Below are 26380 nucleotides of genomic sequence, written 5' to 3'. Positions count from 1 at the left end.
GCGCCCCGGGCCGACTCGCCGGTTCCTGCTGTTCGCCGGTCCGGGCCGACTCCCGGGCCCCCTTCCCGGCCGACCGAGCTGCCCGGCCGGTTCGTTGCCCAGCGCGACCCGGGCCGACTCGCCGGTTCCTGCTGTCCGCCGGCCCGGGCCGACTCCCGGGCCCCCTTCCCCGCTGGCCGAGCCGACGCGCCGGTCCCGCTTCCTGGGTTCTCGCGTCGGACACCGGGTCCGGTTCTGCCCCGGCCGACCGAGCCGCAGGAGCGCAGGGCTTCCCGGCCGACCGAGCTGCCCAGCCGGTCCGTCCAGCGCCCCGAGCCGACTCGCCGGTTCCTGCTGTTCGCCGGTCCGGGCCGACTCCCGGGCCCCCTTCCCGGCCGACCGAGCTACTCAGCCGGTTCGTTGCCCAGCGCGCCCCGAGCCGACTCGCCGGTCTCGTTTCTCTCGGTCGGCCGAGCCGGATGACGGGTCCGCTTTCCGGCCGAGCGAGACGGGTGGGTGGGTGGGAAACATCGCTGTGAAGCGGCGGACTGTCCCCGACCACCGACGACGGGGTAGCGTGCGTATCTCAGCCATAACGCAGAATGGATGGCAGAGGTGCGCCCGAGCGCGATCGGACGCGGACGTCGATGCGGCCCACAGGTCCGCTCCGTCCGCTTCACCGCCGGAGGCATCCGCACTCGTGTAGACGGCGTAGGAGAGAAGCGATACCTGTGAGCGCAGCGACAACGCGAAGCCGCACCCCCGACCGCCTGTGCGCCGAGGCCGTCGACCTCGCCCGCGCCGCCGCCGAGGAGGCCGCCGCGCCCGGCGTGGTCGGTGAGCACGTCGGCCTGGTGTCGGAGGGCGACCGTGTTGTCACGCACTTCTTCGAGTGCAAGGAACCGGGCTACCGCGGCTGGCGCTGGGCGGCGACCGTGGCCCGCGCCTCCCGCGCGAAGATCGTGACCCTGGACGAGGTGGTCCTGCTCCCCGGCCCCGACGCCCTCCTCGCCCCCGAGTGGGTCCCGTGGAGCGAGCGCCTGCGCCCCGGCGACCTCGGCCCCGGCGACCTGCTCCCGACCGACCAGGAGGACCTGCGTCTGGAGCCCGGCTACCTGGGCGAGGAGGAGCCGCCGCCGAACTCGGTCATCTCCGAGGAGCTCGCGGAACTGGCGGAGACGGAGGACGCCGAGGTCACCCCGGGTGCTCCGGCCGCCCAGCCGGCGACACCGACCCGCGGCTCGATCGCCGCGGTGGCCGAAGAACTCGGTCTGCGCCGCGCCCGAGTCCTTTCCCGCTACGGCCTGCACGTCGCGGCGGACCGCTGGGAGGAGGCGTTCGGCCCCAAGGCGCCGATGGCCCAGGCGGCCCCGGCAACCTGCATGACCTGTGGTTTCCTGATCCCCATCGGCGGCTCCCTCGGCCAGGCCTTCGGCGTCTGCGCGAACGAGTTCTCCCCGGCCGACGGCCGCGTGGTCTCCCTGTCGTACGGCTGCGGCGCCCACTCCGAGGCGGCGGTCATGCCGAAGCCGCCCCAGCCGGCCCCGCCGGTGATCGACGAAACCCGAGTGGATCCCTTCCCGCTCCGCCCGGCCCCCGACTCGGGCTCGGTCCCGGAGACCGGGGACGACGAGACGGCGGAACTCGGCCACTCCTAGGCTCGGTCAGGCACCGTTCCTGTCCGCCGACCCGGTGCGGAAGACACCCGCCGGGCCGCGCACGCCCCCGGGGAGGACCGCCCGCGACCCGCGGGCGGTCCGGCACCCCGCACGGGTGTGCGGCGGCCACGGCCGTCCCCGTGCCTGTCGGGAGAGTCCGCCCCGGGTTCGCGCCCTCACCCACGCCTCACGGCCCTGACCTCTCCCTTCGGTCTCCCCGCCGCACTCGCTGTACCTTCGTCCTCACGTCGATGAGGAGAGTTAACGTGAGCAAGTTCGTGCGGCCGGCGGCCGAGGGCGCCGACCCCTTCGGCACCGCCCGTCTGCGCCGCGGTGTCCTCGACGCCTGGGCCACCAGCCCCGCCCGGTTCCGTGAGGACGCCAACGCCGAGGAGGACCTGGTCCTCGGCGGCTACCGGGACCGGCTCGTGGTGGAGCTGGCCCAGAACGCCGCCGACGCCGCCGCACGGGCGAGGACTCCGGGCCGGCTGCGCCTCACCCTCCGCGACGGCGTGCTGGTCGCGGCGAACACCGGCGCCCCCCTGGACGCGGCCGGTGTCGAGTCGCTGTCCACCCTGCGTGCCTCCGCCAAGCGCGACGCCCAGGACACCCACGGCGCCGTCGGCCGGTTCGGCGTCGGTTTCGCCGCCGTACTCGCCGTCACGGACGAGCCCGCGATCATCGGCCGTCACGGCGGGGTCCGCTGGTCCCTGGCGGAGGCCCGGGAACTGGCCGCCGACACCGCCCGGCACAGCCCCGGGCTCGGGGACGAGATCCGGCGCCGCGACGGGCACGTGCCGCTGCTGCGGCTCCCCTTCGCCGCCGAGGGCTCCGCTCCGGAGCCGTACGACACCGCCGTCATCCTGCCGCTCCGCGACACCGCCGCCACCGACCTCGCCGAACGCCTCCTCAACGCCATCGACGACGCCCTCCTGCTTGCCCTGCCCGGGCTGGAGGAGGTCGTCATCGAGGTCAACGGCGAAGCCCCCCGCAGCCTGCACCGCCGTACCGAGGACGCCGTCACCGTCGTGGAGGACTCGCGGGAGGGGACCACCCGCTGGCGTACCGTCTCCGCGCACGGGCCGCTCACCCCGGATCTGCTCGTCGACCGGCCGGTGGAGGAGCGCCTGCGCCCGCACTGGTCGGTGACCTGGGCCGTACCGGTGGACGCCGACGGCCGCCCGACCCGGCCGCGCACCACGCCCGTCGTGCACGCCCCCACCCCCAGCGACGAGCCCCTCGGCGTCCCCGCCCTGCTCATCGCGTCCTTCCCGCTGGACACCACCCGCCGGCACGCGGCCCCCGGCCCGCTGACCGGCTTCCTGGTGCAGCGGGCGGCGGACGTCTACGCCGAATTGCTCGCCGACTGGCGCCCGGTGACCGAGGGCCTGATCGATCTGGTACCCGGGCCGCTGGGCAAGGGCGAGCTGGACGGCGCGCTGCGCCAGGCGATCCTGGAGCGGCTGCCGCGCACCGCGTTCCTGCCGCCGGCCGTCGACTCCAAGGGGGACGACGAGCTGCCCGAGGCGCTGCGCCCGAGGGACGCCGAAGTGGTGGAGGGCGCGGGGGCGGGCACCGTACGGGTCCTCGCGGAGGTGCTGCCCACTCTGCTGCCCGCCGGGCTGGAACGCCGAGTGGAGCTGCGCACCCTCGGTGTCGCCCGGCTCCCGCTCGCCGACGCCATCGACCGGCTGGCCGGGCTGGAAAAGGCCCCCGACTGGTGGTGGCGGCTGTACGACAGCCTCGCCGGGGTCGATCCCGACCGGCTCTCCGGGCTTCCGGTGCCGCTCGCTGGGAGCACCTCCCAGGCTTTCGGCACCGGGGGAGGGCGCACCACCATCGGACCCCGGCAGGTCCTGCTTCCCACCGCGGACGCCGCCCGGATCGACCCCGACATGCTCGGGCGGCTCGGGCTCAAGGTCGCCCACGAGGACGCCGCGCACCCGCTGCTGGAGAAGCTGGGCGCGCTGCCCGCGACCCCGCGCGCGGTGCTGACCACCCCGCAGGTGCGGGCCGCCGTGGCGGCTTCGCTGGACGACGAGGGCGGGGCGCTGTGGGAGGAGGACGCCCCCGGCGCCGAGGAACTGGCCGACACCGTCCTGGCTCTGGTGCGCGACGCCGGTCTCGAGCCCGGTGACGAGCCCTGGCTGGGCGCCCTCGCGCTGCCCGACGAGGACGGGGAACTCGCCCCGGCCGGTGAGCTGGTCTTTCCCGGCAGCCCCTTCGCCCGCGTGCTCCGCGATGACGAACTGGCCGCCGTGGACACAGAGTTGGCCGAGAAGTGGGGCGAGCAGCCGCTGACCGCCTGCGGAGTCCTCGCGAACTTCGCACTCGTGCGCGCCACGGACGTCGTCCTGGACCCGGACGAACTGGAACCCCGGGAGGGCGACTTCGCCGAGCCGGACGACGCGGGCCTGCTCGACGCCGTGGACGTCTGGTGCGAGGACATCCTCGACCGCTTCCCCGACAGCCCGGTGCCTCCGGTGGCCACCGAACTGGTCGCCGTACGCGACCTCGACCTGGTGGACGACGACCACTGGCCCGAGGCGCTCGCGCTGCTCGCCCAGCCGCCGCTGCGCGACGCTCTCACCCAGCCGGTGCGGATCCTGTTGCCCGACGGCACCCACGAGGTCGTACGTCCGTACACGGCGTGGTGGCTGCGCGGACATCCCGTCCTCGACGGGCGTCGGCCCGCCGGTCTCCTCGCGGCCGGCGGGGATCCGCTGCTGCGTGGCCTGTACGACGAGGCCGACGCCACCGGTTTCGACGACGAACAGGTGCTGCGCGCGCTGGGCGTGCGGACCTCCGTGTCCGCCCTGCTGGACGAGCCCGGCGGCGCGGCCGAACTGCTGGACCGCCTCGCCGACCCGGAGCGGTCGGTCACCGCGGCCCAACTGCACGGCTTGTACGGAGCGCTGGCCGAGCTGGACCCGGAGCGGGTGACGCTGCCGGACGAGCTGCGGGCCGTGGTCGACGGGCGGGTGACGGTGGTGGACGCGGCCGACGCGGTGGTCGTCGACTCGCCCGACCTGCTGCCGTTCACCTCCGGGGTACCGCTGCTGCCCGTGCGGCCGTCCCGGGCCGCCGAACTGGCCGAGCTGTTCCAGGTGCGGCGGCTGAGCGAGTCCGTGACCGGCGAGGTCCACTCCGAGGGCACCGAGCACGACGTGCCCGAGCCGGTGCGGGTCCTGCTCGGACCGCGTACGCCCGACACCTACGTCGAGCACGAGGAACTGATCGTGGACGGCGTCGAGATCGACTGGCGCCTCACCGACGACGGTGTCCTGCACGCGGCCACCCTGGAGGGTGTCGCCGCGGGCCTGGCCTGGGCGGCCGGCCAGTGGCCGCGCCGCTTCGAGGTGGCGGCCCTGCTGGAGGACCCGTCGCGGACGGAGGAGCTGGCGCGGGACCGGTGGTTCGACTGAGGCGCCGGTCCCGCCGGGCCGTCTCTTCACTGGTTCATTCCGAAAAATTCAAAACCTGTACAACCATTCGCATGCGTCGTTGATCTGTTCACGTGAGCCAGCAGGCTCCCAAGATCACTTGGGGCCGGTGGTGACGACCCACCCGTGTGGTGGGGCCGCCGCCGGCCTCACTCTCCATACAGGGGAACGCATGCGCATTCGTGCCACCGTGGCCGCCGTCTCCGGCGCCCTGGCCCTCTCCGCTCTCGTCGTGCCGGCCGCGCAGGCCGCCGACTCCGCCTCCTCCTACAGGGCGGAGGCCGCGAAGGTCCTCCACGCCGCGCACTCCGCGTCCGGCAAGAGCGCGTTCAGCACCGCCGACGACGGTCCGTACGCCATGGACGTCACCTTCTCCGACTTCAAGATCGCCGCGGCGGTCAAGGTCGGTACAACCAACCACGTCTCCACCACGGTCACGTACACGATGACCCACGGTGCGGACGTCGACATCACGGCCGACGACTTCGTGACCGGTCCGTACATCTACCGGGGCTCCTTCGACACCCCGGACAACATGCTGTTCGGCGACCTGCCGGCCACCTGCACGGAGACCTCGGCCAGCACCGCCACCTGCACGGGCAAGATCGACGTCTACCCGAGCGAGGGCGAGCTCCTCAACTCGGACGCCGGCACCTGGAAGGGCGGGGCGCTGGCCATCGCGTACAACGGCCAGGACCCGAGCAGCGACAGCTTCGACGTCACCAAGGTCGGTTACGCCGACCAGGGTGACCTCGGCAGCACGCTGGTGCAGCGCTACTCCAAGCTGACGGTCAACGCCTCGCCGGAGCCGGTGAAGAAGGGCAAGACCATCACGGTCACGGGCAAGCTGTCCCGCGCCAACTGGGAGGACAACCAGTACCACGGTTACACCAAGCAGCCGGTGAAGCTGCAGTTCCGCAAGAAGGGCACCAGCACCTACACCACGCTGAAGACCATCACGTCGGACTCCACGGGCTACCTGAAGACCACGACCACCGCGTCGGTCGACGGCTACTTCCGTTACTCCTTCGCGGGCACCTCGACCACCCCGGCGGTCAACGCCACGGGTGACTTCGTCGACGTGCAGTAAGCGGCACGCGCCACGATTCCGGCCCCGGAAGCGCACCGCTTCCGGGACCGGAACGTTCCCTCTCACTTGTGTCATGGGATGGCAATGGCGGCCCAAAATCTGGCCGGATGCCGTTCCCGCCGTACAACCAGCCACACCCCTCGCGGATCTGATCGCGTGGGTCAACCGACTCCACGATCACTTCTCCCTCCAAGGGAACGCACATGCGCATACGTGCCACCGTGGCCGCCGTCTCCGGCGCCCTGGCCCTCTCCGCCCTCGCAGTCCCGGCCGCGCAGGCCGTCACCGACTCGGGCACGCCGTACACGCTCAACGTCAGCTTCTCGAACGTCACGATCGCCAATGCGATCAAGGTCGGCGTCAGCAACGAAGTCAGCACGAAGTACTCGTACACGCTGACCCACGGCGCGGACGTGGACATCACCGCGAGCGACTTCTACACGGACGCCTTCCTCTACAAGGGCTCCTACAGCGACACGGCCCCCGAGCTGTACGGCGACAATCCGGCCACCTGCACCGCTACCTCGTCCACCACCGCCACCTGCACCGGCACGGTCGACATCTACCCGACCGACGCCGACCCGAAGAGCGCGGACGCCGGCACCTGGAGCGTGGCCGCCGAGGCCGTCGCCTTCAATGGCCAGGACCAGAACAACCCCGACCTGAGCAAGGTCGGCTACAAGGACCAGAGCGGCCTGGGCAGCACCCTGGTGCAGCGTTACTCCAAGCTCACGGTCGACGCGGGCCCCGAGCCGATCGCCAAGGGCAGGACGCTCACGGTGACGGGCAAGCTGTCCCGCGCCAACTGGGACGACAACAACTACCACGGCTACACCAACCAGCCGGTCAAGCTCCAGTTCCGCAAGGCGGGTACGACCACCTACACCACCATCAAGACGGTGTACACCGACTCGTACGGCAACCTGAAGACCACCACCACCGCGAACTACGACGGCTACTGGCGCTTCAGCTTCGCCGGCACGTCGACCACTCCGGCGGTCAGCGCCACGGGTGACTACGTCGACGTCCGGTAAGGGCCGCTGAGCGGCACCCCTCCTGCCGTCAGACGGGAAAGCGGCGGTCGACCCACTTCCACAGGAACTCCAGGGCGACCGCCGCCACCACGGCCACCCCCACCGCCGTCCACGGCATCGCCTTGCCCACCAGTTTCAGCGCGAAGAAGCTCTGCAGGGCCGGCACGACGAGGACGAAGAGGAACGCCACCCCCATCGACGCCACCAGGACGACGCGCCACCAGGTGTAGGGGCGGGCGATGATCACCAGGACCCACATGGAGATCAGGAACAGGGTCAGGGTCGCCGCGCTGGTCTCCGCGTCCAGGGACCCCGGGCCGGTGTAGTGGTGGCGGGCGATCAGGTACGTCACGAAGGTCGCCACTCCGGCGACCACGCCGCCCGGGATCGAGTGGCGCATGACCCTGCGGACGAAGTGGGGGCGGGCCCGTTCCCCGTTCGGGGCCAGGGCCAGGAAGAAGGCCGGGACGCCGATCGTGAGGGTGGAGAGCAGGGTCAAGTGCCGGGGCAGGAAGGGGTACTCGACCTGCCAGCACACCACCAGCAGCGCGAGCAGCACCGAGTACACCGTCTTGACCAGGAACAGCGTGGCCACCCGCGTGATGTTGCCGATGACCCGGCGGCCCTCGGCGACCACCGAGGGCAGCGTGGCGAAGCTGTTGTTCAGCAGGACGATCTGCGCGACCGCCCGGGTCGCCTCCGAACCCGAGCCCATGCAGACGCCGATGTCCGCGTCCTTGAGGGCGAGGACGTCGTTCACGCCGTCGCCGGTCATCGCGACCGTGTGCCCGTTCGACCGGAGCGCGCCCACCATGTCCCGTTTCTGCTGCGGCGTGACCCGCCCGAAGACGGTCCCCTCGTCCAGCGCGTCCGCCATGCCCCTCTGCCCGGCGGGCAGCCGGCGCGCGTCCACCGCCGTACCGGACAGACCCAGCTTGGCGGCGACCGCGCCGACGGAGACCGCGTTGTCACCGGAGATGACCTTGGCGCGGACGTTCTGCTCCGCGAAGTAGCGAAGGGTGTCGGCGGCGTCGGGCCGCAGTCGCTGTTCGAGGACGACGAGGGCGGTGGGCCGGGCGCCCCTGGCCGGCTCGGGGTCGTCCAGGCCGCGGGTGGCGCGGGCGAGGAGCAGGACCCGTAGGCCCTGCTCGTTGAGGCGCTCGGTTTCGGCCAGGGCGGGGTCGTCGGGGGCTAGCAGCACGTCGGGGGCGCCCAGCAGCCAGGTGCTGGCCTCGCCGTCGCCCTCGCTGAAGGCAGCGCCGCTGTACTTGCGGGCGGAGGAGAAGGGGAGCGACTCGACGCAGCGCCACTCGTCGCTGTCCGGGTAGGCGTCGATGATCGCTTGGAGGGAGGCGTTGGGGCGCGGATCGGACTCGCCGAGGGCGCCCAGCACCCTGCGCACGTACGTCTCGTCGGCCCCGTCCAGCGGCCTGAGGCCGGTCACGTCCATGCCGCCCTCGGTCAGCGTGCCGGTCTTGTCCAGGCAGACGGTGTCGACGCGGGCCAGGCCCTCGATGGCGGGCAGTTCCTGCACCAGGCACTGTTTGCGGCCCAGCCGGATGACCCCGATGGCGAAGGCCACAGAGGTGAGGAGCACCAGCCCCTCGGGGACCATCGGTACGATCCCGCCGACCGTGCGGGCGACCGCGTCCTTCAGGCCGTTGCTCTTCACCACCAACTGGGTGACGACCAGGCCGATCGCGGCCGGGACCATCATCCAGGTCACGTACTTGAGGATGGTGGAGATGCCGGTGCGCAGCTCGGAGTGGACGAGGGCGAAGCGGGAGGCCTCCTCGGCGAGCTGGACCGCGTAGGCCTCGCGGCCCACCCTGGTCGCCTTGAAGGCGCCGCCGCCCGCGACCACGAAGCTGCCGGACCTCACCGGGTCGCCGGGGCGTTTGACCACGGGGTCGGCCTCACCGGTGAGCAGCGACTCGTCGATCTCCAGGCCGTCGGCCTCCGCGCACACGCCATCGACGACGACCTTGTCGCCGGGACCGATCTCCATCAGGTCGTCGAGGACGATCTCGTTGGTGGCCACCTCGATGGCGGTCCCGTCGCGGCGGACGGTCGGCCGGGCCTCTCCGATCACCGCGAGCGAGTCCAGGGTCTGCTTCGCACGCCACTCCTGGATGATGCCGATGCCGGTGTTGGCGAGGATCACGAAGCCGAAGAGGCTGTCCTGGATCGGCGCGACGAACAGCATGACCAGCCACAGCACACCGATGATCGCGTTGAACCGGGTGAAGACGTTCGCGCGGACGATCTCGCCCAGCGAGCGGCTGCTGCGTACCGGCACGTCGTTGACCTGCCCGCGCTCGACGCGCTCCGCGACTTCGGCGCCGGTCAGTCCGTCCGACCGACTCGCGGGCAGGGCCACCGGGTGCACGGGGTCGAGTTCGGCGCCCGCGTCGATGTGGGTCATGCATTCGACGGTACGTGCGGTTTTGCGCCTTCACCTGCCGAGGGGGGAGAAGTTCCGACTTGGGGAGGAGTCGAGTCGTGCGCCGGTCGTAGAGTCCGGCCGCCGGCTACTCCGTGGCGGTCGCGGCCTTCAGTGCCGCGTCCCGCTTGATCGCCGCGTCCCTCTTGCGGACGTACCAGATGCCGATCAGCCCCAGCCCGCCCCCGGCCAGGCACGTCCACAGCCACCAGGTGTGGCCGTGGTCGTCGAACCAGCCGTAGAAGGGCAGCTGGACCAGGAAGAGGACGAACCACACGATCGTGCCGCCGGTGATGGTGGCGACCACGGGGCCCTCCAGGGGCTCCGGCGCCTCGTGCTTGGGGGTCCACTTAGCCATGGGGCACAGCTTACGAGGCGAACCGGGCGGACCAGCAGGCCCGTCCCCTCCGGGGTCTACGCGCGGAGATAGCGATCTGGCAGTCATAGGTTCATACTGAAACTGTTTACCTTTGACCACTTCTGCTCGTATGAAACTCCAACGGGACTCGGGGGAACCCCGTCGGTGATGAGGTCCCGCATGTCCACCTCGGCACCTGCCAAGGTCCCCACTCCCGAGAAGCCGGGCGGTGCGCCCGCCTACAGCGCCCTCGACCGCTACTTCAAGATCTCCGAGCGCGGCAGCACCGTGGGTCGTGAGATCCGCGGCGGTTTGGCCACCTTCTTTGCGATGGCGTACATCATCGTGCTGAACCCGATCATCCTCAGCAGCGCGAAGGACATGTACGGGCACCACCTGAACAACGGCCAGCTGGTCACGGCGACCGCCCTCACGGCCGCGTTCACCACCCTGCTGATGGGTGTCATCGGCAACGTGCCGATCGCGCTCGCCGCCGGTCTCGGGGTGAACTCGGTCGTCGCGCTCCAGCTCGCGCCCCGCATGTCCTGGCCGGACGCCATGGGCATGGTCGTGCTGGCCGGTTTCGTGGTCATGCTCCTGGTCGCCACGGGTCTGCGCGAGCGGGTGATGAACGCCGTGCCGTTCGGCCTGCGCAAGGCGATCGCGATCGGCATCGGCCTGTTCATCATGCTGATCGGCCTGGTCGACTCCGGTTTCGTCACCCGTGTCCCGGACGCCGCCCAGACCACCGTCCCGCTCCAGCTCGGCGCCAACGGTCACCTCAACGGCTGGCCCGTCCTGATCTTCGTCCTGGGCGCGCTGCTCACCTTCGCCCTCATCGTCCGCAAGGTGCCGGGCGCGATCCTGATCTCCATCGTCGGGATGACCGTCCTGGCGCTGATCATCAACTCGGTCGCCACGGTCCCGAACTGGGGCCTGACGGTCCCGAAGTGGCCGGGCAACCCGGTGGCATCGCCCGACTTCGGCCTGATCGGCCAGTTCAGCCTCTTCGGCGGCTTCTCCAAGGTCGGCCTGCTGACCGGGATCCTCTTCGTCTTCACGGTCCTGCTGTCGTGCTTCTTCGACGCGATGGGCACGATCATGGGCATCAGCGACGAGGCCAAGCTCACCGACGCCCAGGGCTACATGCCGGGCATCAACAAGGTCCTCTTCATCGACGGCATCGCGGTCGCGGCGGGCGGTGCCAGCTCCTCCTCGGCCACCACCGCGTTCGTGGAGTCCACGGCCGGTGTCGGCGAGGGCGCGCGCACGGGCTTCGCGAACGTCGTCACGGGCGGCCTCTTCGCGGTGGCCCTCTTCCTCACCCCGGTCGCCACGATGGTCCCGGCCCAGGCGGCCACCCCGGCCCTGGTCGCCGTGGGCTTCCTGATCCTCTCGAACTCCGTCAAGGAGATCGACTGGGCGGACTACACCATCGCGATCCCGGCCTTCGTGACCATGCTGATGATGCCGTTCACCTACTCGATCACCAACGGCATCGGCATGGGCTTCATCACCTTCGTGGTGCTGCGCCTGGCGGCCGGGCGGCCCCGGGAGATCCCGGTTCCCATGTACGTCGTCTCGGCGGTCTTCGCCTTCTACTACCTGATGCCGGCCCTGGGTCTCACCTGAGGCGCGGGCGTCAGGTGACGCCGTAGAACCTCTCCGTCTCCTCGACGGCGGTCTGGAACCGCTCGTCGAAGTCGTCTCGAATGAGCGTGCGGACCACATAGTCCTGCACGCTCATTCCTCTTCTCGCCGCACGGTGCCGGAGCCTTTCGAGCAGCTCCCCGTCCATCCGCAGGCTGAGCACAGTGGTCCCCATGGGTACGAGGGTCGCCACATCCGGCCGCTCCGTGCGTCACTTTCCGGAACCGTCTCACTCGTACGGGTGAAGGGGGTTCAGTGGCGGGCATCACGGGCAGCCGGGTGTGTCGCGGTGGTCCTTAGCGAGAGTAATGAGTTACTCTAAAGAACATGCCGGACCTCACCCATGGCGACGACGCTGCCGCCGTGAACTCCCTCCGCTCCGCCGTGATGCGGCTGTCCCGTCGGCTCAAGCACCAGCGGGTCGACGAGTCGCTGAGCCCCACCGAGATGTCGGTGCTCGGCACCCTGTCCAACTGCGGCCGGGCCACCCCGGGCGAGCTGGCCCGCAAGGAGCACGTCCAGCCGCCGTCGATGACCCGCATCGTCGCGCTGCTCGAGGGCAAGGGACTGGTCCGTCTGGAGCCGCACCCCGAGGACCGGCGCCAGAAGGTCGTCACCAGGACCGAACAGGCCGAGGCGATGCTCGAGGAGAGCCGCCGCAAGCGCAACGCGTTCCTGGCCGGCCTCGTCGACGGCCTCGACGAGGACGAGTGGGCCAAACTGCGCGCCGCCGCCCCGGTACTGGAGAAGCTCGCGCATCTGTAAGGCATTCATCGCAAGGAGGCGAACCCTTTGAGTACGGGCTCCGGAGCAGCTTCCGCCCCCGCACCGACTACCACCCACAACCCCCGCACGTCCTCGATGTTCAGCTCGCTGAAGATCCGGAACTACCGCCTCTTCTTCATCGGCCAGGTCGTCTCCAACACCGGCACCTGGATGCAGCGCATCGCCCAGGACTGGCTCGTGCTCAGCCTCACCGGTTCCTCCGCGGCCGTCGGCATCACGACGGCCCTGCAGTTCCTGCCGATGCTGCTGTTCGGCCTCTACGGCGGCGTCCTCGTGGACCGCCTGCCCAAGCGCCCCACGCTCCTGGTCACGCAGTCGTCCATGGCTGTCACGGGGCTCGCGCTCGCTTTCCTGACCCTCTCCGGTCACGTCCAGGTCTGGCACGTCTACGTCGCCGCCTTCGCCGTCGGTCTCGCCACGGTGGTCGACAACCCGGCCCGGCAGTCGTTCGTCTCCGAGATGGTCGGCCCGGAGCAGCTGCAGAACGCGGTCAGCCTGAACTCCGCGAACTTCCAGTCCGCCCGCCTCGTCGGCCCCGCCGTCGCCGGCCTCATGATCACCGGTGTGGGCACCGGCTGGGCGTTCCTCGTCAACGGCCTGTCCTTCGTCGCCCCCCTCGCCGGCCTGCTGCTGATGCGCGCCCGCGAACTGCACGTGGTCGAGCGCGCCCCGCGCGGCAAGGGCCAGCTGCGGGAGGGCCTGCGCTACGTCGCCGGCCGCCCGGAACTCATCTGGCCGATCGTCCTCGTCGGCTTCATCGGCACCTTCGGCTTCAACTTCCCGGTGTGGCTGTCGGCCTGCGCCGACGACGTCTTCCACGCCGGCGCCGGCGCCTACAGCCTCTTCAACACGCTGATGGCCGTCGGCTCCCTCGGCGGTGCCCTGCTGGCGGCCCGCCGAGGCACGGCCCGCCTGCGCGTGCTGATCGCCGCCGCGCTGGCCTTCGGCACCCTGGAGACCGTGGCCGCGCTGGCGCCGTCGTACTGGCTGTTCGCGCTGCTCATGGTCCCGATCGGGATCTTCGGTCTCACGGTCAACGTCACCGCGAACACCGCCGTGCAGATGGCCACCGACCCAGCCATGCGCGGCCGGGTGATGGCCCTGTTCATGATGGTGTTCATGGGCGGCACGCCGCTCGGCGCACCGGTCGTCGGCTGGATCACCGACACCTACGGCGCCCGCGTCGGCTTCGCCCTCGGCGGCATCATCTCCGCCGCCGCGGCCGCCACCATCGGCCTGGTCCTCGCCCGCATCGGCGGCCTGCGGCTGTCGGTGGTCTGGCACCACGGCCACCCGCAGGTGCGGTTCGTCCCGCGCGAGCGGGAGCGGCTGGCGACCGCCGCGTGAGCGCCCGGCCCGTGGGGTCCTACAGGACCCTGCGGGCCAGCACCTGCCCCGGCCACTCGTCCTCGCCGTGCAGGAAGGACTCGGTGCGGATGAAGCCGTTGCGCTCGTAATAGGCGACCAGCTTGCCGTCGTCGCCCGCGTAGCAGTCCACGCGCAGCAGGGAGACCCCGGCCCGGCGGGTCTCCGCGGCCGCGTGGGCGAGCAGGGCGGCACCGGCGCCGTGGCCCTTGAAGCGGCGGTCGGAGGCGAGCAGGTGGATGTACCGCTCGGGCTCGTCGGCGGGCTCCAGATAGGAGCCGGGGGCGTCGCTGAGGGTGAGGGTGGCGGCCGGGGTGCCGTCCACCTCGGCGATCCAGGGCGTGCCCGAGGTGACGAGCCGCTCGACCAGTGCCACCGCCCGCGGGTTTGCGGACCAGGGCTCGGTGCCCCACTGCCGGGTCCGGCCCTGTGCCACCAGCCATGCCACGGCACTGTCGAGCATGCCGAGGATCACGGGTATGTCGTCCGGCCCGCCCGCCCTGATGCTGATCTTCCCGTTGCTCTCCATGGCTCCGATCATGCCCGCGCGGGGGCGCCGGGGCAGCGGCTTCGGCGAACTCCCGGATGCCGGTGAACTGCCGCCGGGCGGCGGCTGGCTGGGTGATCCGTTCCCTGGGAGGGTGACGGCATGAGACTCTTCGCCGCCGTGCTGCCCCCTCAGGACGTGACGAACGAACTCGCCGCCGAGGTGGCCCTGTTGCGCCGGCTGCCCGGCGCCGACGGGCTGCGCTGGACCGGCCGTCCCGGCTGGCACTTCACGCTCGCCTTCTACGGCGAGGTCGGCGACGAACTCGTACCGGACCTGTCGGACCGGCTGGCGCGCGCGGCCCGGCGCACCGCCCCGTTCTCCCTGGCCCTGGCGGGCGGGGGGCAGTTCGGGCACGGCAAGGCGCTCTGGGCGGGCGCCGCCGGTGACGTGGACGCCCTGCGGCTGCTGGCCGACCGGGCGGAGGCGGCGGCGCGGAAGGCGGGAGTGCCGATGGGGGAGCACCGTCGGTACAAGGCCCACCTGACGGTGGCGCGGAGCCGGGACGCGGTGGACGTACGGCCGTACGTCGAGGGGCTGCGCGGCTTCACGAGCCGCACCTGGACCGTGGCCGACCTGGCCCTGGTGCGCAGCGACCTGCCCAGGTCCGGGGTGCCCGGGGAGCAGCCCCGGTACGAGGCGGTCGCCCGCTGGGCGCTCGGCGGGGCCGGTTAGGCTCGAGTACGTGGACCCGAAAACCCGGAACCGGATCATGGCCGGTGTGCTTGTGCTGATGTTCGTGGTGGTGGCTGTGGCGGCGGCGGTCAAGTAGAGGCTCGGCCGAGCGCCGGGGAACCGCGGCCTGCGCGCGGTTCCCCGTGCCCTTCGGCGGTGCCGCCGTCGAGGTGCTACCAGGCGAAGGCCTCCGGGGAGGGCCCCGGGCCCGGGAAGATCTCGTCCAGGCCGGTCAGCAGCTCGTCCGACAGCTCCAGGTCCACGGCCCTGAGGGCCGACTCCAGTTGCTCGGCGGTGCGCGGGCCGACGATCGGACCGGTCACGCCGGGGCGGGTGAGCAGCCAGGCCAGTGCGGCCTCGCCGGGCTCCACACCGTGCTTGTCGAGCAGGTCCTCGTAGGACTGGATCTGCGCGCGGGCGGTGGGGTCGGCGAGGGTGTCGGCGGCCCGCCCGGAGGCGCGGCGGCCGCCCTGCACCTCCTTCTTGATCACCCCGCCGAGCAGGCCGCCGTGCAGCGGCGACCAGGGGATGACTCCGAGACCGTAGTCCTGCGCGGCCGGGATGACCTCCATCTCGGCGCGCCGCTCGGCGAGGTTGTAGAGGCACTGCTCGCTGACGAGGCCGATGGTGCCGTGGCGGCGAGCGGCGATCTCGTTGGCCTGGGCGATCTTGTAGCCGGGGAAGTTGGAGGAGCCGACGTAGAGGATCTTCCCCTGCTGGACGAGGACGTCGATCGCCTGCCAGATCTCCTCGAAGGGCGTGTTCCGGTCGATGTGGTGGAACTGGTAGACGTCGATGTAGTCCGTCCGCAGCCGCTTGAGGCTGGCGTCCACGGCGCGCCGGATGTTGAGCGCGGACAGCTTGTCCTGGTTGGGCCACGCGTCGCCGTCGGCGGCCATGTTCCCGTACACCTTGGTGGCCAGCACCACCTTGTCGCGCCGTTCGCCGCCCTTGGCGAACCAGTTCCCGATGATGGACTCGGTCCGCCCCTTGTTCTCGCCCCACCCATACACGTTGGCGGTGTCGAAGAAGTTGATGCCCGCGCCCAGCGCCGCTTCCATGATCGCGTGACTGTCGGCTTCGTCGGTCTGCGGGCCGAAGTTCATGGTGCCGAGGACGAGTCGGCTGACCTTGAGTCCCGTGCGTCCTAGCTGCGTGTACTTCATGGTCCTCTAGCCAACGGCTTGGAGTGCGCTCGAGGCAAGGGCGGCCGGTCAGTCCTGGGGGAACTCGTCGGTCTTGAGAGTGAGCCCCACGACCGTGCCGGTGAGGTCCAGATCGTTGCCGAAGGCCACCGTGGTCTCGATCTCGTAGCCGCCTTCCTTGGGCTGGGTGTAGACGTGGCACCGGCGCTGGTAGGGGTCGGCGACGAGGTAGACCGGGACCTCCGCCGCGGCGTAGGCGGCCTTCTTGGGGCCGTAGTCGTTGACCGCGGTGCCCTTGGAGATGACCTCGGCGGCGAACTCGACATCGCTGTGCCGCCATTGACCGGCGGGTGTCTTCTCGGCGCCTTCGGCGATCACCGTCACGTCCGTGGCGAAGCCGTTGAGGTGGCCCGGGTAGTCGATCCGGACGTCGGACTTCACCCGTTTCCGGGGGTACTTGGTGCGCAACTGCTCGTAGAGGTCGGCGATGATTTCCCAGTGGGTGTCCCGCTGCGGCGACATGAAGACGGTCCCCTCGACGATCTCGACCTTGTATCCCTCGGGGACGGGCATCTTCTCGAGCCGCTCGAACAGATCGTCGAGCGTGATCGGGTTGTCGCTCTCGGCCATCGCGATCCTGTCTTCGAGGACGGTCATCGTGGCGCTCCTCCCCGGCCGCTCCGTCGACGATTGCGGCCGCGCTGTTCAACGATACGCACGGTGACCGGGAAGCGCCGGGATCAGGTCACTCTGTTTCGGCCCCGTACGCCTGTCCGAATCCCCACGCCTCCCACATCGCCCCCGCGAAGGCCTTCGCGATCCGGTGCTCGCCGCTCTCGTTGGGGTGCGTGCCGTCGTACGTGTCCGCGTGGATGTCGTACGGCCGCGGCGGCGAGGCCGGCAGGATCGGGGAGCGGGGCTCGTCCAGGTCGGCGACCGCCTTCGCGAGCAGGACGTTGAACCGCTCCACCTGCTCGGCGAAGGGGGCGTCCAGTTCGGCGCGGATGTTCGGGATCACCGGCAGCAGCACCATCCGGATGCGCGGGGCCGCCGCGCGCGCCTCGGCGACGAAGGTCCGCACGTTCTCGGCCGTCTGCTCCGCGTTGGTGTAGAAACCCAGGTCGATGAGGCCGAGGGAGACGAGCAGGACGTCCGGCCGGCACGTGCGTACCGCCTCGCCGATCAGCGGGGCCATGTGCAGCCATCCCTCGCCCCAGCCGGCCAGGTGGGCACGCGGGAAGCGCGGTTCGGCGTAGTCGAGGGAGGTCGGGGCGTCGGCCTCTTTGTCGTACAGCGTCTCGCGCGGGCCGACGAAGGTGAAGGGTCCGTCGTACGACGTGCGCAGGTGCTGCCACAGCCGGTAACGCCATGTGTGCTCGCCGGCGCTCCCGATCGTCATGGAGTCACCTACGGGCATGAACCTGAGCATCCGCTCATGATGGACGATCACGCGGAGCGGTGGGGTGTGAGGCCCGCCACCCTCGGTGCACCGACGCGGGCGCACACCCCGTAAACTCCCGGCGCGAATGGCAGGCTTGGTGCATGCGTCGACCGTTCGCCCTGCTCGCCGGGGTCCTGCTCATGGGGGCCTGCGCGCTGCCCGCCTCCGCCGCCGACGGTGGCAGCACCGGTGACGAGGGATTCACCATCAAGGACCCACGGATCACCGAGTCCAGCGGCCTGGCCGCCTCCCGTCTGCACCCCGGCATCTACTGGACGCACAACGACAGCGACGACGGGCCGTACATCTACGCCGTCGACAGCCGGACGGGGAGGACCGTCGCCACGGTGACCCTGCGCGGTGTCGGTTCCCCGCGCGACGTGGAGGCGATCTCCATCGGGCCGGATCACCAGATCTACGTCGGTGACATCGGCGACAACCTCGGTGGCAAGTGGCCGTACGTGTGGATCTACCGGCTGCCCGAGCCGAAGGTGCTGAAGGACCAGACGGTCACGGCCACTCAGTACGTCGTGAAGTACGCCGACGGAGCGAGGGACGCCGAGTCGCTGGTCGTGCACCCCAGGACCGGGCGCGTGTACATCATCGACAAGAAGGAGGACGGCGGCCATCTGTACGAAGGGCCCGCGCGCCTGACCACCTCGGGTGCGAACATCTTCAGGCCGGTCGCCGTCGTCGACCTCTGGGCCACCGACGCGGCCTTCTCGCCGAACGGCCGACAGCTCGCCGTCCGGGGCTACTTCGGCGGGATCTACTACGACTGGAACGGCGGCAGGATCAAGCGGGAAGGGCGGCTCGACGTGCCCCTGCAGGGGCAGGGGGAGTCCCTGTCGTACTCCGTCGACGGAACCAAGCTCATGTACGGCAGCGAGGGCGCCGACAGTTCGGTGCTGGCGCAGGACGCGCCGGAGGGGGCCAAGGCCAAGTCGCCTGCCGGAGGCGGGAGTTCCGCTTCCGGTGGCGGCGGGGTCGGCGACAGCGGAAGCCTCAAGATCGGTGCCGTCGTCGTCGCCGTCGGTGCGGCCGCCCTCTTCGGGCTGCGGCGGCTGCGGCGCAGGAACTGAAGGGCGCCCGGTGCCGCACCGGGCGCCCTCGTGCTCGTACCGAAGAGGTCAGAGCTTCTCGATCACGTAGTCGATGCACTTCGTCAGCGCCTCGACGTCCGCCGGGTCGATCGCCGGGAACATCGCGATGCGCAGCTGGTTGCGGCCGAGCTTGCGGTACGGCTCGGTGTCCACGATGCCGTTGGCGCGCAGCACCTTGGCGACGGCCGCCGCGTCGATCTCGTCGGAGAAGTCGATCGTGCCGATGACCTGCGAGCGCTTGGCCGGGTCCGAGACGAACGGGGTGGCGTACTTGGACTCCTCCGCCCAGGTGTAGAGGCGGGTCGAGGAGTCCTTCGTGCGGGCCGTGGAGAAGGCCAGGCCGCCCTGGCCGTTGAGCCACTCCAGCTGCTGGCCCAGCAGGAAGAGGGTGGCGAGGGCCGGGGTGTTGTACGTCTGGTTCTTGCGGGAGTTGTCGATCGCCGTGGGGAGCGAGAAGAACTCCGGGACGTGCCGGCCGGAGGCGTGGACGCGCTCGGCGCGCTCGATCGCGGCCGGGGAGAAGACGCCGATCCACAGGCCGCCGTCGGAGGCGAAGGACTTCTGCGGGGCGAAGTAGTAGACGTCCGTCTCGGCGACGTCGACCGGGAGGCCGCCCGCGCCGGAGGTGGCGTCCACGAGGACGAGCGCGCCCTCGTCGGCGCCGGCCACGCGCTTGATCGGCATGGCGACACCGGTGGAGGTCTCGTTGTGGGTCAAGGCGTACACGTCGACGCCCGCCTCGGCCTGCGCCTCGGGGTGGGTGCCCGGGTCGGTGGCGATGACGGTGGGCTCGGCCAGCCAGGGGGCGAGCTTGGCGGCCTTGGCGAACTTCGAGGAGAACTCACCGAAGCTGAGGTGCTGGGACTTGTTCTCGATCAGCCCGTGGGTGGCGATGTCCCAGAAGGCCGTGGACCCGCCGTTGCCGAGGACGACCTCGTAGCCGTCGGGGAGGGAGAACAGGGAGCTGATGCCTTCACGGACCTGGCCCACCAGGTTCTTGACCGGGGCCTGGCGGTGGGAGGTGCCGAGCAGAGAGCTGCCGGTCGCGGCGAGCGCCTCGAGGGCCTCGGTACGCACCTTGGAGGGGCCCGCGCCGAAGCGTCCGTCGGCGGGCTTGATGTCAGCGGGAATCTGGATGTCGGCCACGAGTCGGAGGGTATCGCCCACGCGAAACGGGACGGAACCGTGTCCGTCCGATGAGACAAGATCGCTGAACTGTGGACTTGTGAGGTTGTACGACGAAACCGGTGCGGCTGTGGAAAGTTTCGGTGACTGTGCGTGATCGGATGCATCCTGGACGCATGACGGATCTCTCGGGCCTCGAGGCGGAGCTGCGTGGGGTCGTCCGGGGCGAGGTCGGCTTCGATGTCACCGCCCGGGCGCTCGTGACCATGGACGCGTCCAACTACCGGCGGGTCCCGGCGGGGGTGGTGGCCCCGCGGGACGCCGAGGACGTGGCGGCGGTGCTGGAGGTGTGCCGGGCACGCGGAGTGCCGGTGGTGGCGCGCGGCGGGGGCACCTCGATCGCGGGGCAGGCGACCGGCACGGGCGTGGTGCTGGACTTCACCCGGCACATGAACGGCCTGCTGGAGCTGGACCCGGCCACCCGCACGGCCGTCGTCCAACCGGGTCTGGTCCTCGACCGCCTCCAGGAGGCCGCCGCCCCGCACGGCCTGCGCTTCGGCCCCGACCCGTCCACACACAGCCGCTGCACGCTCGGCGGAATGATCGGCAACAACTCCTGCGGCTCCCACTCGGTCGCCTGGGGGACGACCGCGGACAGCGTCCGGGAGCTGTCCGTCATCACCGCGCGCGGCGGGCGGCTGCGGCTGGGCCGGGACTGGGCCGGAGCGCCGGACGGGCTGCGCGCCCTGGTGGAGGGCGACCTGACCCGCCTGCGCACCGGCTTCCCCGACCTGCCCCGCCGTATCTCCGGATACGCCCTGGACGCCCTGCTGCCCGAGAGGGGAGCCGACGTCGCCCGCTCCTTCTGCGGCTCCGAGGGCACCCTCGGCATCCTCACCGAGGCGGTCGTACGGCTGGTGGAGGCCCCCCGCGCGCTTGCCCTCGCGGTGCTGGCGTACGGCGACGAGTCCGGCGCCGCCGAGGCCGCCGTCGGACTCCTGCCTCTCCGACCGCTCACCGTGGAGGGCATGGCGGCCGACCTGGTGCGCTCGCCGGCCGGGCTGCCCGAGGGCGGCGCCTGGCTCTTCGTGGAGACCGGCGGGGAGACACCGGCCGAGGCACGCGCGCATGCGGAGGCGATCGTCCGCGCGGCCGACGTCGTCGACTCCCTGGTGGTGACGGACCCGGCGGCCCAGCGGACCCTGTGGCGCATCCGCGAGGATGCTTCGGGCACGGCGACCCGTATGCCCGACGGCAAGGAGGCCTGGCCCGGCTGGGAGGACTGCGCGGTACCCCCCGCCCGGCTCGGCCCCTACCTCAGGGACTTCCGCGCCCTGCTCGCCGCCCACGGCCTGCGCGGCACTCCGTACGGCCACTTCGGCGACGGCTGCATCCACGTCCGTATCGACTTCGACCTGCTCACCGAGGCGGGCGTCGGCCGCTTCCGGCGCTTCTCCGAGGAACTGGCCGACCTGGTGGTCGCCCACGGCGGCTCGCTGTCCGGGGAGCACGGCGACGGCCAGGCCCGCGCGGAGCTGCTGCCGCGGATGTACGGCGAGGAGACCGTGCGGCTCTTCGAGCGGGCCAAGGCGATCTGGGACCCCGACGACCTCCTCAACCCCGGCATGCTGGTCCGCCCGGCCCCGCTGGACGCGAACCTGCGCTTCTCCGTCCTGCCCCGCCGCCCGGTGGACGTGGCCTTCGGCTACCCGGCCGACGGCGGTGACTTCGGCGCGGCCGTCCGCCGCTGCGTCGGCGTCGCCAAGTGCCGTACGACCACGGCCGCCGGACCCGCCGTGATGTGCCCCTCCTTCCGGGCGACCGGCGAGGAGGAGCACTCCACTCGCGGGCGGGCCCGGCTGCTGCACGAGATGCTCGCGGGCGAACTGGTCACGACGGGCTGGCGCTCCACCGAGGTCCGGGACGCCCTGGACCTGTGCCTGTCCTGCAAGGGCTGCCGCTCGGACTGTCCGGTGGGCGTCGACATGGCCACCTACAAGGCCGAGTTCCTGCACCACCACTACGAGGGCCGACGCCGCCCCGCCGCCCACTACACGATGGGATGGCTGCCGGTATGGCTGCGCTGGGTGGCACGAACCCGCACGGCCCCGCTGCTCAACAAGCTCGCGTCCGTGCGTCTGTCGGCCCGGACAGGCAAACGCCTGGGCGGAATCGCACCGGAACGGCAGATCCCGAGGATCGCGAAGGAGCCGTTCACCCACTGGTGGCGACGGCGGAAGCGGCGCACCACGGGAGACCTGGTCGTCATGTGGCCGGACACTTTCACCGAGCACCTCTCGCCCTCGGTCGGGCAGGCGGCCGTACGGGTGCTGGAGGCCGCCGGCCTCAGGGTGGTCCTGCCACCGTCCCGCCCACGGGGCGGCGGGGTCTGCTGCGGCCTGACCTACGTCTCCACCGGCCAGCTCGACCGGGCTCGCGCGGTGCTGCGCCGCACGCTGGACCTGATGGAACCGGTGCTGCGCAGGGGCGCCCCGGTCGTCGTCCTGGAACCGAGCTGTGCGGCGGCCCTCCGCGGCGACCTCCCGGAACTCCTGCACGACGACCCGCGAGCGCCCCGGCTGGCGTCATCGATCCTCACCTTCGCCGAGGCACTCGAACGCCACGCCCCCGACTGGACGCCGCCCGCCGTCGACCGCCCGGTCGCGGGCCAGACCCACTGCCACCAGCACGCGATCCTCGGCGACACCGCCGACCGCGGCCTGCGCGAGTCCGCGGGCCTGACCGGCGAGCTGAGCGGCGGCTGCTGCGGACTCGCGGGCAACTTCGGCTTCGAGAAAGGACACTTCGAGGTGTCGAAGGCGTGCGCGGACGAGCAGCTGCTGCCCTCGGTACGGGAAGCACCACAGGGCGCGGTGATCCTGGCGGACGGTTTCTCGTGCCGCACCCAGCTGGAGCAGCTGGCGGGGGTGCGGGGGCGGCATCTGGCGGAGGTGCTGGCGGAGGGCCTGGAGAAGGAAACGGGGTTGGAGAAGTGACCGAGGAACACGGGCGGCTGGCAGTCCTCTCGGACATCCACGGGGTGCTCCCCGCCCTGGAGGCGGTCCTGGCAGAGCCCGAAGTGGCCGCCGCCGACCGCATCGTCCTCACCGGGGACATCACGGCGGGCCCCCAGCCGGCCCAGGTGCTCGACCTGCTGCGGTCACTGGGCGACCGGGTGCTGTGGGTCGGCGGGAACGCGGACCGGGAGCTGGTGGAGTACCGGCGGGGCGAGCGCACGGAGATTCCGGACCCCATCGGCCCGTTCGCGGCGCAGGCGCTCCGCGAGGACCAGGTGGACTTCCTCGCCACCCTGCCCGGAACCCGCACCCTGCGTGTCCGCGGCCTGGGCAAGGTGCTGTTCTGCCACGCCACGCCGCGCGACGACGAGGAGGTGGTGCTGGTGGACTCCCGCCCTGAGCGCTGGGCCGAGATCTTCACCGGCCTCGACCCCGACGTCGGCACGCTCGTCTGTGGTCACACCCACATGCCGTACGTCCGCCTGGCCCAAGGTCGTCTGGTGGTCAACCCGGGCAGCATCGGTATGCCGTACGGGCGCCCCGGCGCCCACTGGTGCCTCCTGGGCCCCGGAGCAGACCTGCGCGTGACGTCGTACGACATACCGGGGGCGGTGGCCCGGCTCACCGCCGAATGCGCGTACCCGGAGATCGCGGAGTGGGCCGACTTCTACCTGAACTCCCGTGTGACGGACACGGAGGCGCTGACGGCGTTCGGGCCGAGGGACGGCAGAGAAACAGCCTCCGAGGTTTCGTAGCGGCGGGTTCATAGGCAGGCGCGAGGTTCAGCCCAACAACGCCATGCAGTGGCGGACGATGGCCGATGCCCACGAACTCGGCGCCCACGTCTACGACTTCAGGGGCATCACCGACACCCCTGGAGGAGTCCGGCCACCTGCTCGGACTGCTCCGCTTCAAGGTGGGCGCGGGCGGCGAGGCGGTGGAGTACGTGGGGGTGTGGGACTTCCCGCTCAACCGGCTGCTGCACAAGGCGTTCGACGTCTGCATGTCCCGGCGCTGAGCCCCCTATGCAACTCCCAGGTATTCCAAGGGGAATCACAGGGCTCCTGTGTAGCTTCTTCGGTGTCGGGAGCCGGACGCGGAATTCCCGGACCACCGAACCGCGAAACACTAGGAGTCGAAATGAGCTTCAAGAAGCTTGCCCCGCTGCCCCCGAAGCCCAAGTCGAAGCAGCTCCCCCCGCCGCCGAAGCCGAAGGCGAAGAGGCACGCGCACAAGCCGCTGCCCAAGCCGCTGCCCGGCCAGGACCACTGATCCTCCTCGTCCGGCGCTGAAACGAAAGGGGCCGATGGTGCACCGTCGGCCCCTTTCGTCTGTTCATTCGGGAAGGTGATCCAGAAGGGAATTCGTGATGGATGACGAGGGTGAGGAATTCGAGTACGGCACCCCGACCATTCCCGCTCGCACGGCGTTCCGCCGTTTCTGGCCGCTGACCAGGGGCCTCAGGAAATGGCTGCTTCTCGTCTGGGTGTGCACGGTGCTCGCCGCGCTCGCCGAGACCGAGGCCATTCTGCTCTTCGGCGACCTCACCGACCACGCCCTGCAGAAGGGCTCGCCGGCCGCGTTCTGGAGTCCGGCCGTCAAGTGGCTGGGCGTCGCCGTGGTCGGCGCGCTGGTCGCGTACGCGGGCAACTCTCTTGCCGCGTGGGCGACCGAGCGCTTCGTGATGCGGCTGCGCGAGCACGTCTTCGACCATGTGCAGCAGCTGCCCCCGCACTTCTTCCAGCGCCACCGTCAGGGCGACCTGCTCTCCCGCCTGACCAGTGACGTCGAGGCGATCGAGACGATGGTCGTGTCCGGCCTGGTCGGCGCCGCCTCGGCCGCCTTCTCCGCCCTCTTCTACGCGGCCGCCGCGTTCTGGCTGCGCTGGGACCTGGCCGTCGCCACCTTCGTCCTCGCGCCCCTGTTCTGGCTGGCCGCCCGCCGCTTCTCCGGATCCATCAAGGACGTCTCCCGTGAGGGCCGGGTCGCCGACGGCGCGATCACCTCCGTCGTCGAGGAGTCCCTCGGCAACATCGTGCTCACCCAGGCCTACGACCGCCGGGACGCCGAGCGCCGGCGGCTGGGCGAGGAGGCGAACGCCTGGTTCCGCGCCTCGGTCCGTTCGACCCGGCTCAACGAGGCCTACGAGCAGCTCGTCCAGGTCATCGAGACGGTCTGCGTGCTCGCCGTGATCGGCATCGGTGCCTGGGAGATCTCCACCGGCCGGATGACCCTCGGCCGGCTCCTCGCCTTCGCCGCGTTCCTCGGCTACCTGTACCCGCCCGTGCGGGGTCTGGCCCAGCTCGGGCTCACGGTCACCGCGGCCACGGCGGGCGCCGAGCGGCTGATCGAGATCCTGGACGTGCGGCCCTCGGTCAGCGACCCCCGGCGGGGCACGGAGACCGGCCGCCCGGACGGCACGATCGAGGTCCGCGACGTCTCCTTCCGCTACCCGGGCGCCGACCGCACGGCCCTCGAAGGCCTGTCCTTCGCGGTCAGCCCCGGCGAACTGGTGATCGTCACCGGCCCGAGCGGCGCCGGAAAGTCCACGGTGTCCAAGCTCCTGCTCCGCTTCTACGACCCGGACGCCGGCGAGGTCCTGCTGGACGGCGTGCCCCTGCGCGACTTCCCGCTGGCCCGCCTGCGCGAGTACGTCACCCTCCTCCCGCAGGAGACCCTGGTGCTGCACGACACGGTCCGCGCCAACATCGCCTGCGGCCGGCCCGGCGCCAGTGACCAGGCCATCGAGGAGGCGGCGCGGGCGGCCGACGCGCACGACTTCATCGTCCGGCTCCCCGACGGCTACGACACCAGGGTCGACCCCAACTCGGCCCGGCTGTCCGGCGGCCAGCTCCAGCGCCTGGCCATCGCCCGCGCGATCCTGCGCGACGCCCCGGTCCTGGTCCTGGACGAGCCGACCACCGGCCTGGACGCGATGGCCGCCCGCCGGGTGGTCAAGCCGCTGCGCCGACTGATGACCGGCCGCACGACGATCATGATCACCCACGACCTCAACCTGGCCCCCGACGCCGACCGCATCCTCGTCGTGGACCGCGGCCGCATCGTCGAGACGGGCCGCCACGAGGAACTGCTCGCACGGGGCGGGGCCTACGCACGGCTGCACCGCTCGCAGAACAACGCGGTGATGGACACGGCCGAACTGCGACTGCCGCTGTTCGAGGAGGCGCAGCCCTCTGCGCCGACGCCGGCCCCGGCGCATGAATACGCGCCCGGTTATGTGGCGTACGGCTACGACCCGTACAGCACGGCCGCCGCCGAGGCCACGGTCTGGCCCCAGCCCGTGTACGAGCCTCACGTGCCGGAGGTCCACCTGCCGGAGGTCGATACGCCGGAGGCCCACGCGCCGGTGCCCACGACCCTCCCCGACGGCCGCCCCCTGTTCCGAGACGAGGAGCAGCCCTGGTCCGGCATCTGACCGCCACGCATCTCAGCATCCAGGACAGCTGCACAAGGGGTTCACACTCCTGACGGGGTCTATTACCTTGGACTCAGTAGTGCAT

General features: G+C 71.2%; 21 protein-coding genes and 1 pseudogene. 14 read left to right on the top strand and 8 right to left on the bottom strand.

The genetic code is table 11. The features are described from left to right. The first annotated feature begins 710 nt into the window (after positions 1-710). The 4 genes from ACFZDC_RS29930 (at position 711) to ACFZDC_RS29915 (ending at position 7204) form a co-directional block, all read left to right on the top strand. A complete protein-coding gene (locus ACFZDC_RS29930) occupies positions 711-1637 on the top strand; it encodes a DUF3027 domain-containing protein (RefSeq protein WP_391328905.1) in 927 nt (308 codons plus the stop codon). A 266-nt stretch (positions 1638-1903) separates the two neighbouring features. After that, complete coding sequence (locus tag ACFZDC_RS29925; RefSeq protein ID WP_391328904.1) at positions 1904-5062, top strand: sacsin N-terminal ATP-binding-like domain-containing protein; 3159 nt, start codon at positions 1904-1906, stop codon at positions 5060-5062. Positions 5063-5252: 190 nt separating this feature from the next. Next, positions 5253-6170, top strand: coding sequence for a hypothetical protein (locus ACFZDC_RS29920; protein WP_391328903.1), 918 nt, complete (start codon positions 5253-5255; stop codon positions 6168-6170). A 203-nt stretch (positions 6171-6373) separates the two neighbouring features. After that, positions 6374-7204, top strand: coding sequence for a DUF5707 domain-containing protein (locus ACFZDC_RS29915; RefSeq protein ID WP_391328902.1), 831 nt, complete (start codon positions 6374-6376; stop codon positions 7202-7204). 28 nt (positions 7205-7232) lie between these two features. On the opposite strand, the gene ACFZDC_RS29910 is transcribed toward ACFZDC_RS29915, so the two are convergent. Then, the gene (locus ACFZDC_RS29910) at positions 7233-9629 is read right to left on the bottom strand and encodes an HAD-IC family P-type ATPase (RefSeq protein ID WP_391328901.1); all 2397 of its coding nucleotides are present in this window, start codon (positions 9627-9629) and stop codon (positions 7233-7235) included. Positions 9630-9735: 106 nt separating this feature from the next. After that, a complete protein-coding gene (locus ACFZDC_RS29905) occupies positions 9736-10005 on the bottom strand; it encodes a DUF2530 domain-containing protein (protein WP_391328900.1) in 270 nt (89 codons plus the stop codon). Between the two features lie 180 nt (positions 10006-10185). Between ACFZDC_RS29905 and ACFZDC_RS29900 the strand changes: the two genes are divergently transcribed. Next, complete coding sequence (locus ACFZDC_RS29900) at positions 10186-11637, top strand: solute carrier family 23 protein (RefSeq protein ID WP_391328899.1); 1452 nt, start codon at positions 10186-10188, stop codon at positions 11635-11637. Positions 11638-11647: 10 nt separating this feature from the next. Here ACFZDC_RS29900 and ACFZDC_RS29895 read toward each other — a convergent pair whose 3' ends face one another. Continuing rightward, positions 11648-11830, bottom strand: a complete 183-nt coding sequence (locus ACFZDC_RS29895) for a ribbon-helix-helix protein, CopG family (protein ID WP_391328898.1) — start codon at positions 11828-11830, stop codon at positions 11648-11650. 152 nt (positions 11831-11982) lie between these two features. On the opposite strand from ACFZDC_RS29895, the gene ACFZDC_RS29890 reads away from it, so the two are divergent. Together ACFZDC_RS29890 and ACFZDC_RS29885 are read left to right on the top strand one after the other, a co-directional pair. Beyond that, positions 11983-12420, top strand: coding sequence for a MarR family transcriptional regulator (locus ACFZDC_RS29890; RefSeq protein ID WP_391328897.1), 438 nt, complete (start codon positions 11983-11985; stop codon positions 12418-12420). A gap of 27 nt (positions 12421-12447) precedes the next feature. After that, complete coding sequence (locus tag ACFZDC_RS29885) at positions 12448-13788, top strand: MFS transporter (RefSeq protein WP_391328896.1); 1341 nt, start codon at positions 12448-12450, stop codon at positions 13786-13788. A gap of 19 nt (positions 13789-13807) precedes the next feature. Here the strand turns inward: ACFZDC_RS29885 and ACFZDC_RS29880 are convergent, their stop codons facing one another. Continuing rightward, the gene (locus ACFZDC_RS29880; RefSeq protein WP_391328895.1) at positions 13808-14335 is read right to left on the bottom strand and encodes a GNAT family N-acetyltransferase; all 528 of its coding nucleotides are present in this window, start codon (positions 14333-14335) and stop codon (positions 13808-13810) included. Positions 14336-14455: 120 nt separating this feature from the next. Between ACFZDC_RS29880 and thpR the strand changes: the two genes are divergently transcribed. After that, a complete protein-coding gene (gene thpR / locus ACFZDC_RS29875; protein WP_391328894.1) occupies positions 14456-15028 on the top strand; it encodes an RNA 2',3'-cyclic phosphodiesterase in 573 nt (190 codons plus the stop codon). A 173-nt stretch (positions 15029-15201) separates the two neighbouring features. Here the strand turns inward: thpR and ACFZDC_RS29870 are convergent, their stop codons facing one another. The 3 genes from ACFZDC_RS29870 to ACFZDC_RS29860 form a co-directional block, all read right to left on the bottom strand. Continuing rightward, on the bottom strand, positions 15202-16194 hold the full coding sequence (locus ACFZDC_RS29870; protein ID WP_391328893.1) for an aldo/keto reductase: 993 nt from the start codon (positions 16192-16194) through the stop codon (positions 15202-15204). A gap of 48 nt (positions 16195-16242) precedes the next feature. Beyond that, positions 16243-16830: a Uma2 family endonuclease gene (locus tag ACFZDC_RS29865; RefSeq protein WP_391328892.1), complete on the bottom strand. Its 588-nt coding sequence runs from the start codon at positions 16828-16830 to the stop codon at positions 16243-16245. An 88-nt stretch (positions 16831-16918) separates the two neighbouring features. Further along, complete coding sequence (locus tag ACFZDC_RS29860; protein ID WP_391328891.1) at positions 16919-17602, bottom strand: GDSL-type esterase/lipase family protein; 684 nt, start codon at positions 17600-17602, stop codon at positions 16919-16921. A 113-nt stretch (positions 17603-17715) separates the two neighbouring features. On the opposite strand from ACFZDC_RS29860, the gene ACFZDC_RS29855 reads away from it, so the two are divergent. Beyond that, a complete protein-coding gene (locus ACFZDC_RS29855; RefSeq protein WP_391328890.1) occupies positions 17716-18696 on the top strand; it encodes a WD40 repeat domain-containing protein in 981 nt (326 codons plus the stop codon). Positions 18697-18744: 48 nt separating this feature from the next. Here ACFZDC_RS29855 and serC read toward each other — a convergent pair whose 3' ends face one another. Next, positions 18745-19863, bottom strand: a complete 1119-nt coding sequence (gene serC, locus ACFZDC_RS29850; RefSeq protein WP_391328889.1) for a phosphoserine transaminase — start codon at positions 19861-19863, stop codon at positions 18745-18747. Between the two features lie 155 nt (positions 19864-20018). Here serC and ACFZDC_RS29845 point away from each other — a divergent pair, with 155 nt between their 5' ends. The 5 genes and pseudogenes from ACFZDC_RS29845 (at position 20019) to ACFZDC_RS29825 (ending at position 26295) form a co-directional block, all read left to right on the top strand. Continuing rightward, positions 20019-22838, top strand: coding sequence for an FAD-linked oxidase C-terminal domain-containing protein (locus tag ACFZDC_RS29845; protein ID WP_391328888.1), 2820 nt, complete (start codon positions 20019-20021; stop codon positions 22836-22838). Continuing rightward, the gene (locus tag ACFZDC_RS29840; protein WP_391328887.1) at positions 22835-23614 is read left to right on the top strand and encodes a metallophosphoesterase family protein; all 780 of its coding nucleotides are present in this window, start codon (positions 22835-22837) and stop codon (positions 23612-23614) included. Before ACFZDC_RS29845 ends, ACFZDC_RS29840 begins: the two co-directional genes overlap by 4 nt. 16 nt (positions 23615-23630) lie before the next feature. Further along, positions 23631-23877: pseudogene (locus tag ACFZDC_RS29835) on the top strand (peptidoglycan bridge formation glycyltransferase FemA/FemB family protein); the annotation flags it as partial. A 122-nt stretch (positions 23878-23999) separates the two neighbouring features. Continuing rightward, a complete protein-coding gene (locus ACFZDC_RS29830; RefSeq protein WP_391328886.1) occupies positions 24000-24131 on the top strand; it encodes a hypothetical protein in 132 nt (43 codons plus the stop codon). Positions 24132-24228: 97 nt separating this feature from the next. Further along, positions 24229-26295, top strand: a complete 2067-nt coding sequence (locus tag ACFZDC_RS29825; protein WP_391328885.1) for an ABC transporter transmembrane domain-containing protein — start codon at positions 24229-24231, stop codon at positions 26293-26295. Positions 26296-26380: the final 85 nt, after the last annotated feature.

Source organism: Streptomyces sp. NPDC007905 (assembly GCF_042959345.1).
In the GTDB taxonomy this organism is placed as follows: Bacteria; Actinomycetota; Actinomycetes; order Streptomycetales; family Streptomycetaceae; genus Streptomyces.
The sequence above is the reverse complement of the archived record's forward strand: the minus strand, read 5'-3'. Positions and strand labels throughout refer to the sequence as shown.

Bases quoted from the DNA above. Each gene is read 5' to 3' on its own strand.
- ACFZDC_RS29860 (WP_391328891.1), bottom strand. From the start codon at position 17,602: ATGCTCAGGTTCATGCCCGTAGGTGACTCCATGACGATCGGGAGCGCC.
- ACFZDC_RS29900 (WP_391328899.1), top strand. From the start codon at position 10,186: ATGTCCACCTCGGCACCTGCCAAGGTCCCCACTCCCGAGAAGCCGGGC.
- ACFZDC_RS29895 (WP_391328898.1), bottom strand. From the start codon at position 11,830: ATGGGGACCACTGTGCTCAGCCTGCGGATGGACGGGGAGCTGCTCGAA.
- ACFZDC_RS29855 (WP_391328890.1), top strand. From the start codon at position 17,716: ATGCGTCGACCGTTCGCCCTGCTCGCCGGGGTCCTGCTCATGGGGGCC.
- ACFZDC_RS29905 (WP_391328900.1), bottom strand. From the start codon at position 10,005: ATGGCTAAGTGGACCCCCAAGCACGAGGCGCCGGAGCCCCTGGAGGGC.
- thpR (WP_391328894.1), top strand. From the start codon at position 14,456: ATGAGACTCTTCGCCGCCGTGCTGCCCCCTCAGGACGTGACGAACGAA.
- ACFZDC_RS29825 (WP_391328885.1), top strand. From the start codon at position 24,229: ATGGATGACGAGGGTGAGGAATTCGAGTACGGCACCCCGACCATTCCC.
- ACFZDC_RS29880 (WP_391328895.1), bottom strand. From the start codon at position 14,335: ATGGAGAGCAACGGGAAGATCAGCATCAGGGCGGGCGGGCCGGACGAC.
- ACFZDC_RS29830 (WP_391328886.1), top strand. From the start codon at position 24,000: ATGAGCTTCAAGAAGCTTGCCCCGCTGCCCCCGAAGCCCAAGTCGAAG.
- ACFZDC_RS29910 (WP_391328901.1), bottom strand. From the start codon at position 9,629: ATGACCCACATCGACGCGGGCGCCGAACTCGACCCCGTGCACCCGGTG.
- ACFZDC_RS29890 (WP_391328897.1), top strand. From the start codon at position 11,983: ATGCCGGACCTCACCCATGGCGACGACGCTGCCGCCGTGAACTCCCTC.
- ACFZDC_RS29915 (WP_391328902.1), top strand. From the start codon at position 6,374: ATGCGCATACGTGCCACCGTGGCCGCCGTCTCCGGCGCCCTGGCCCTC.
- ACFZDC_RS29920 (WP_391328903.1), top strand. From the start codon at position 5,253: ATGCGCATTCGTGCCACCGTGGCCGCCGTCTCCGGCGCCCTGGCCCTC.
- ACFZDC_RS29865 (WP_391328892.1), bottom strand. From the start codon at position 16,830: ATGACCGTCCTCGAAGACAGGATCGCGATGGCCGAGAGCGACAACCCG.
- ACFZDC_RS29870 (WP_391328893.1), bottom strand. From the start codon at position 16,194: ATGAAGTACACGCAGCTAGGACGCACGGGACTCAAGGTCAGCCGACTC.
- ACFZDC_RS29845 (WP_391328888.1), top strand. From the start codon at position 20,019: ATGACGGATCTCTCGGGCCTCGAGGCGGAGCTGCGTGGGGTCGTCCGG.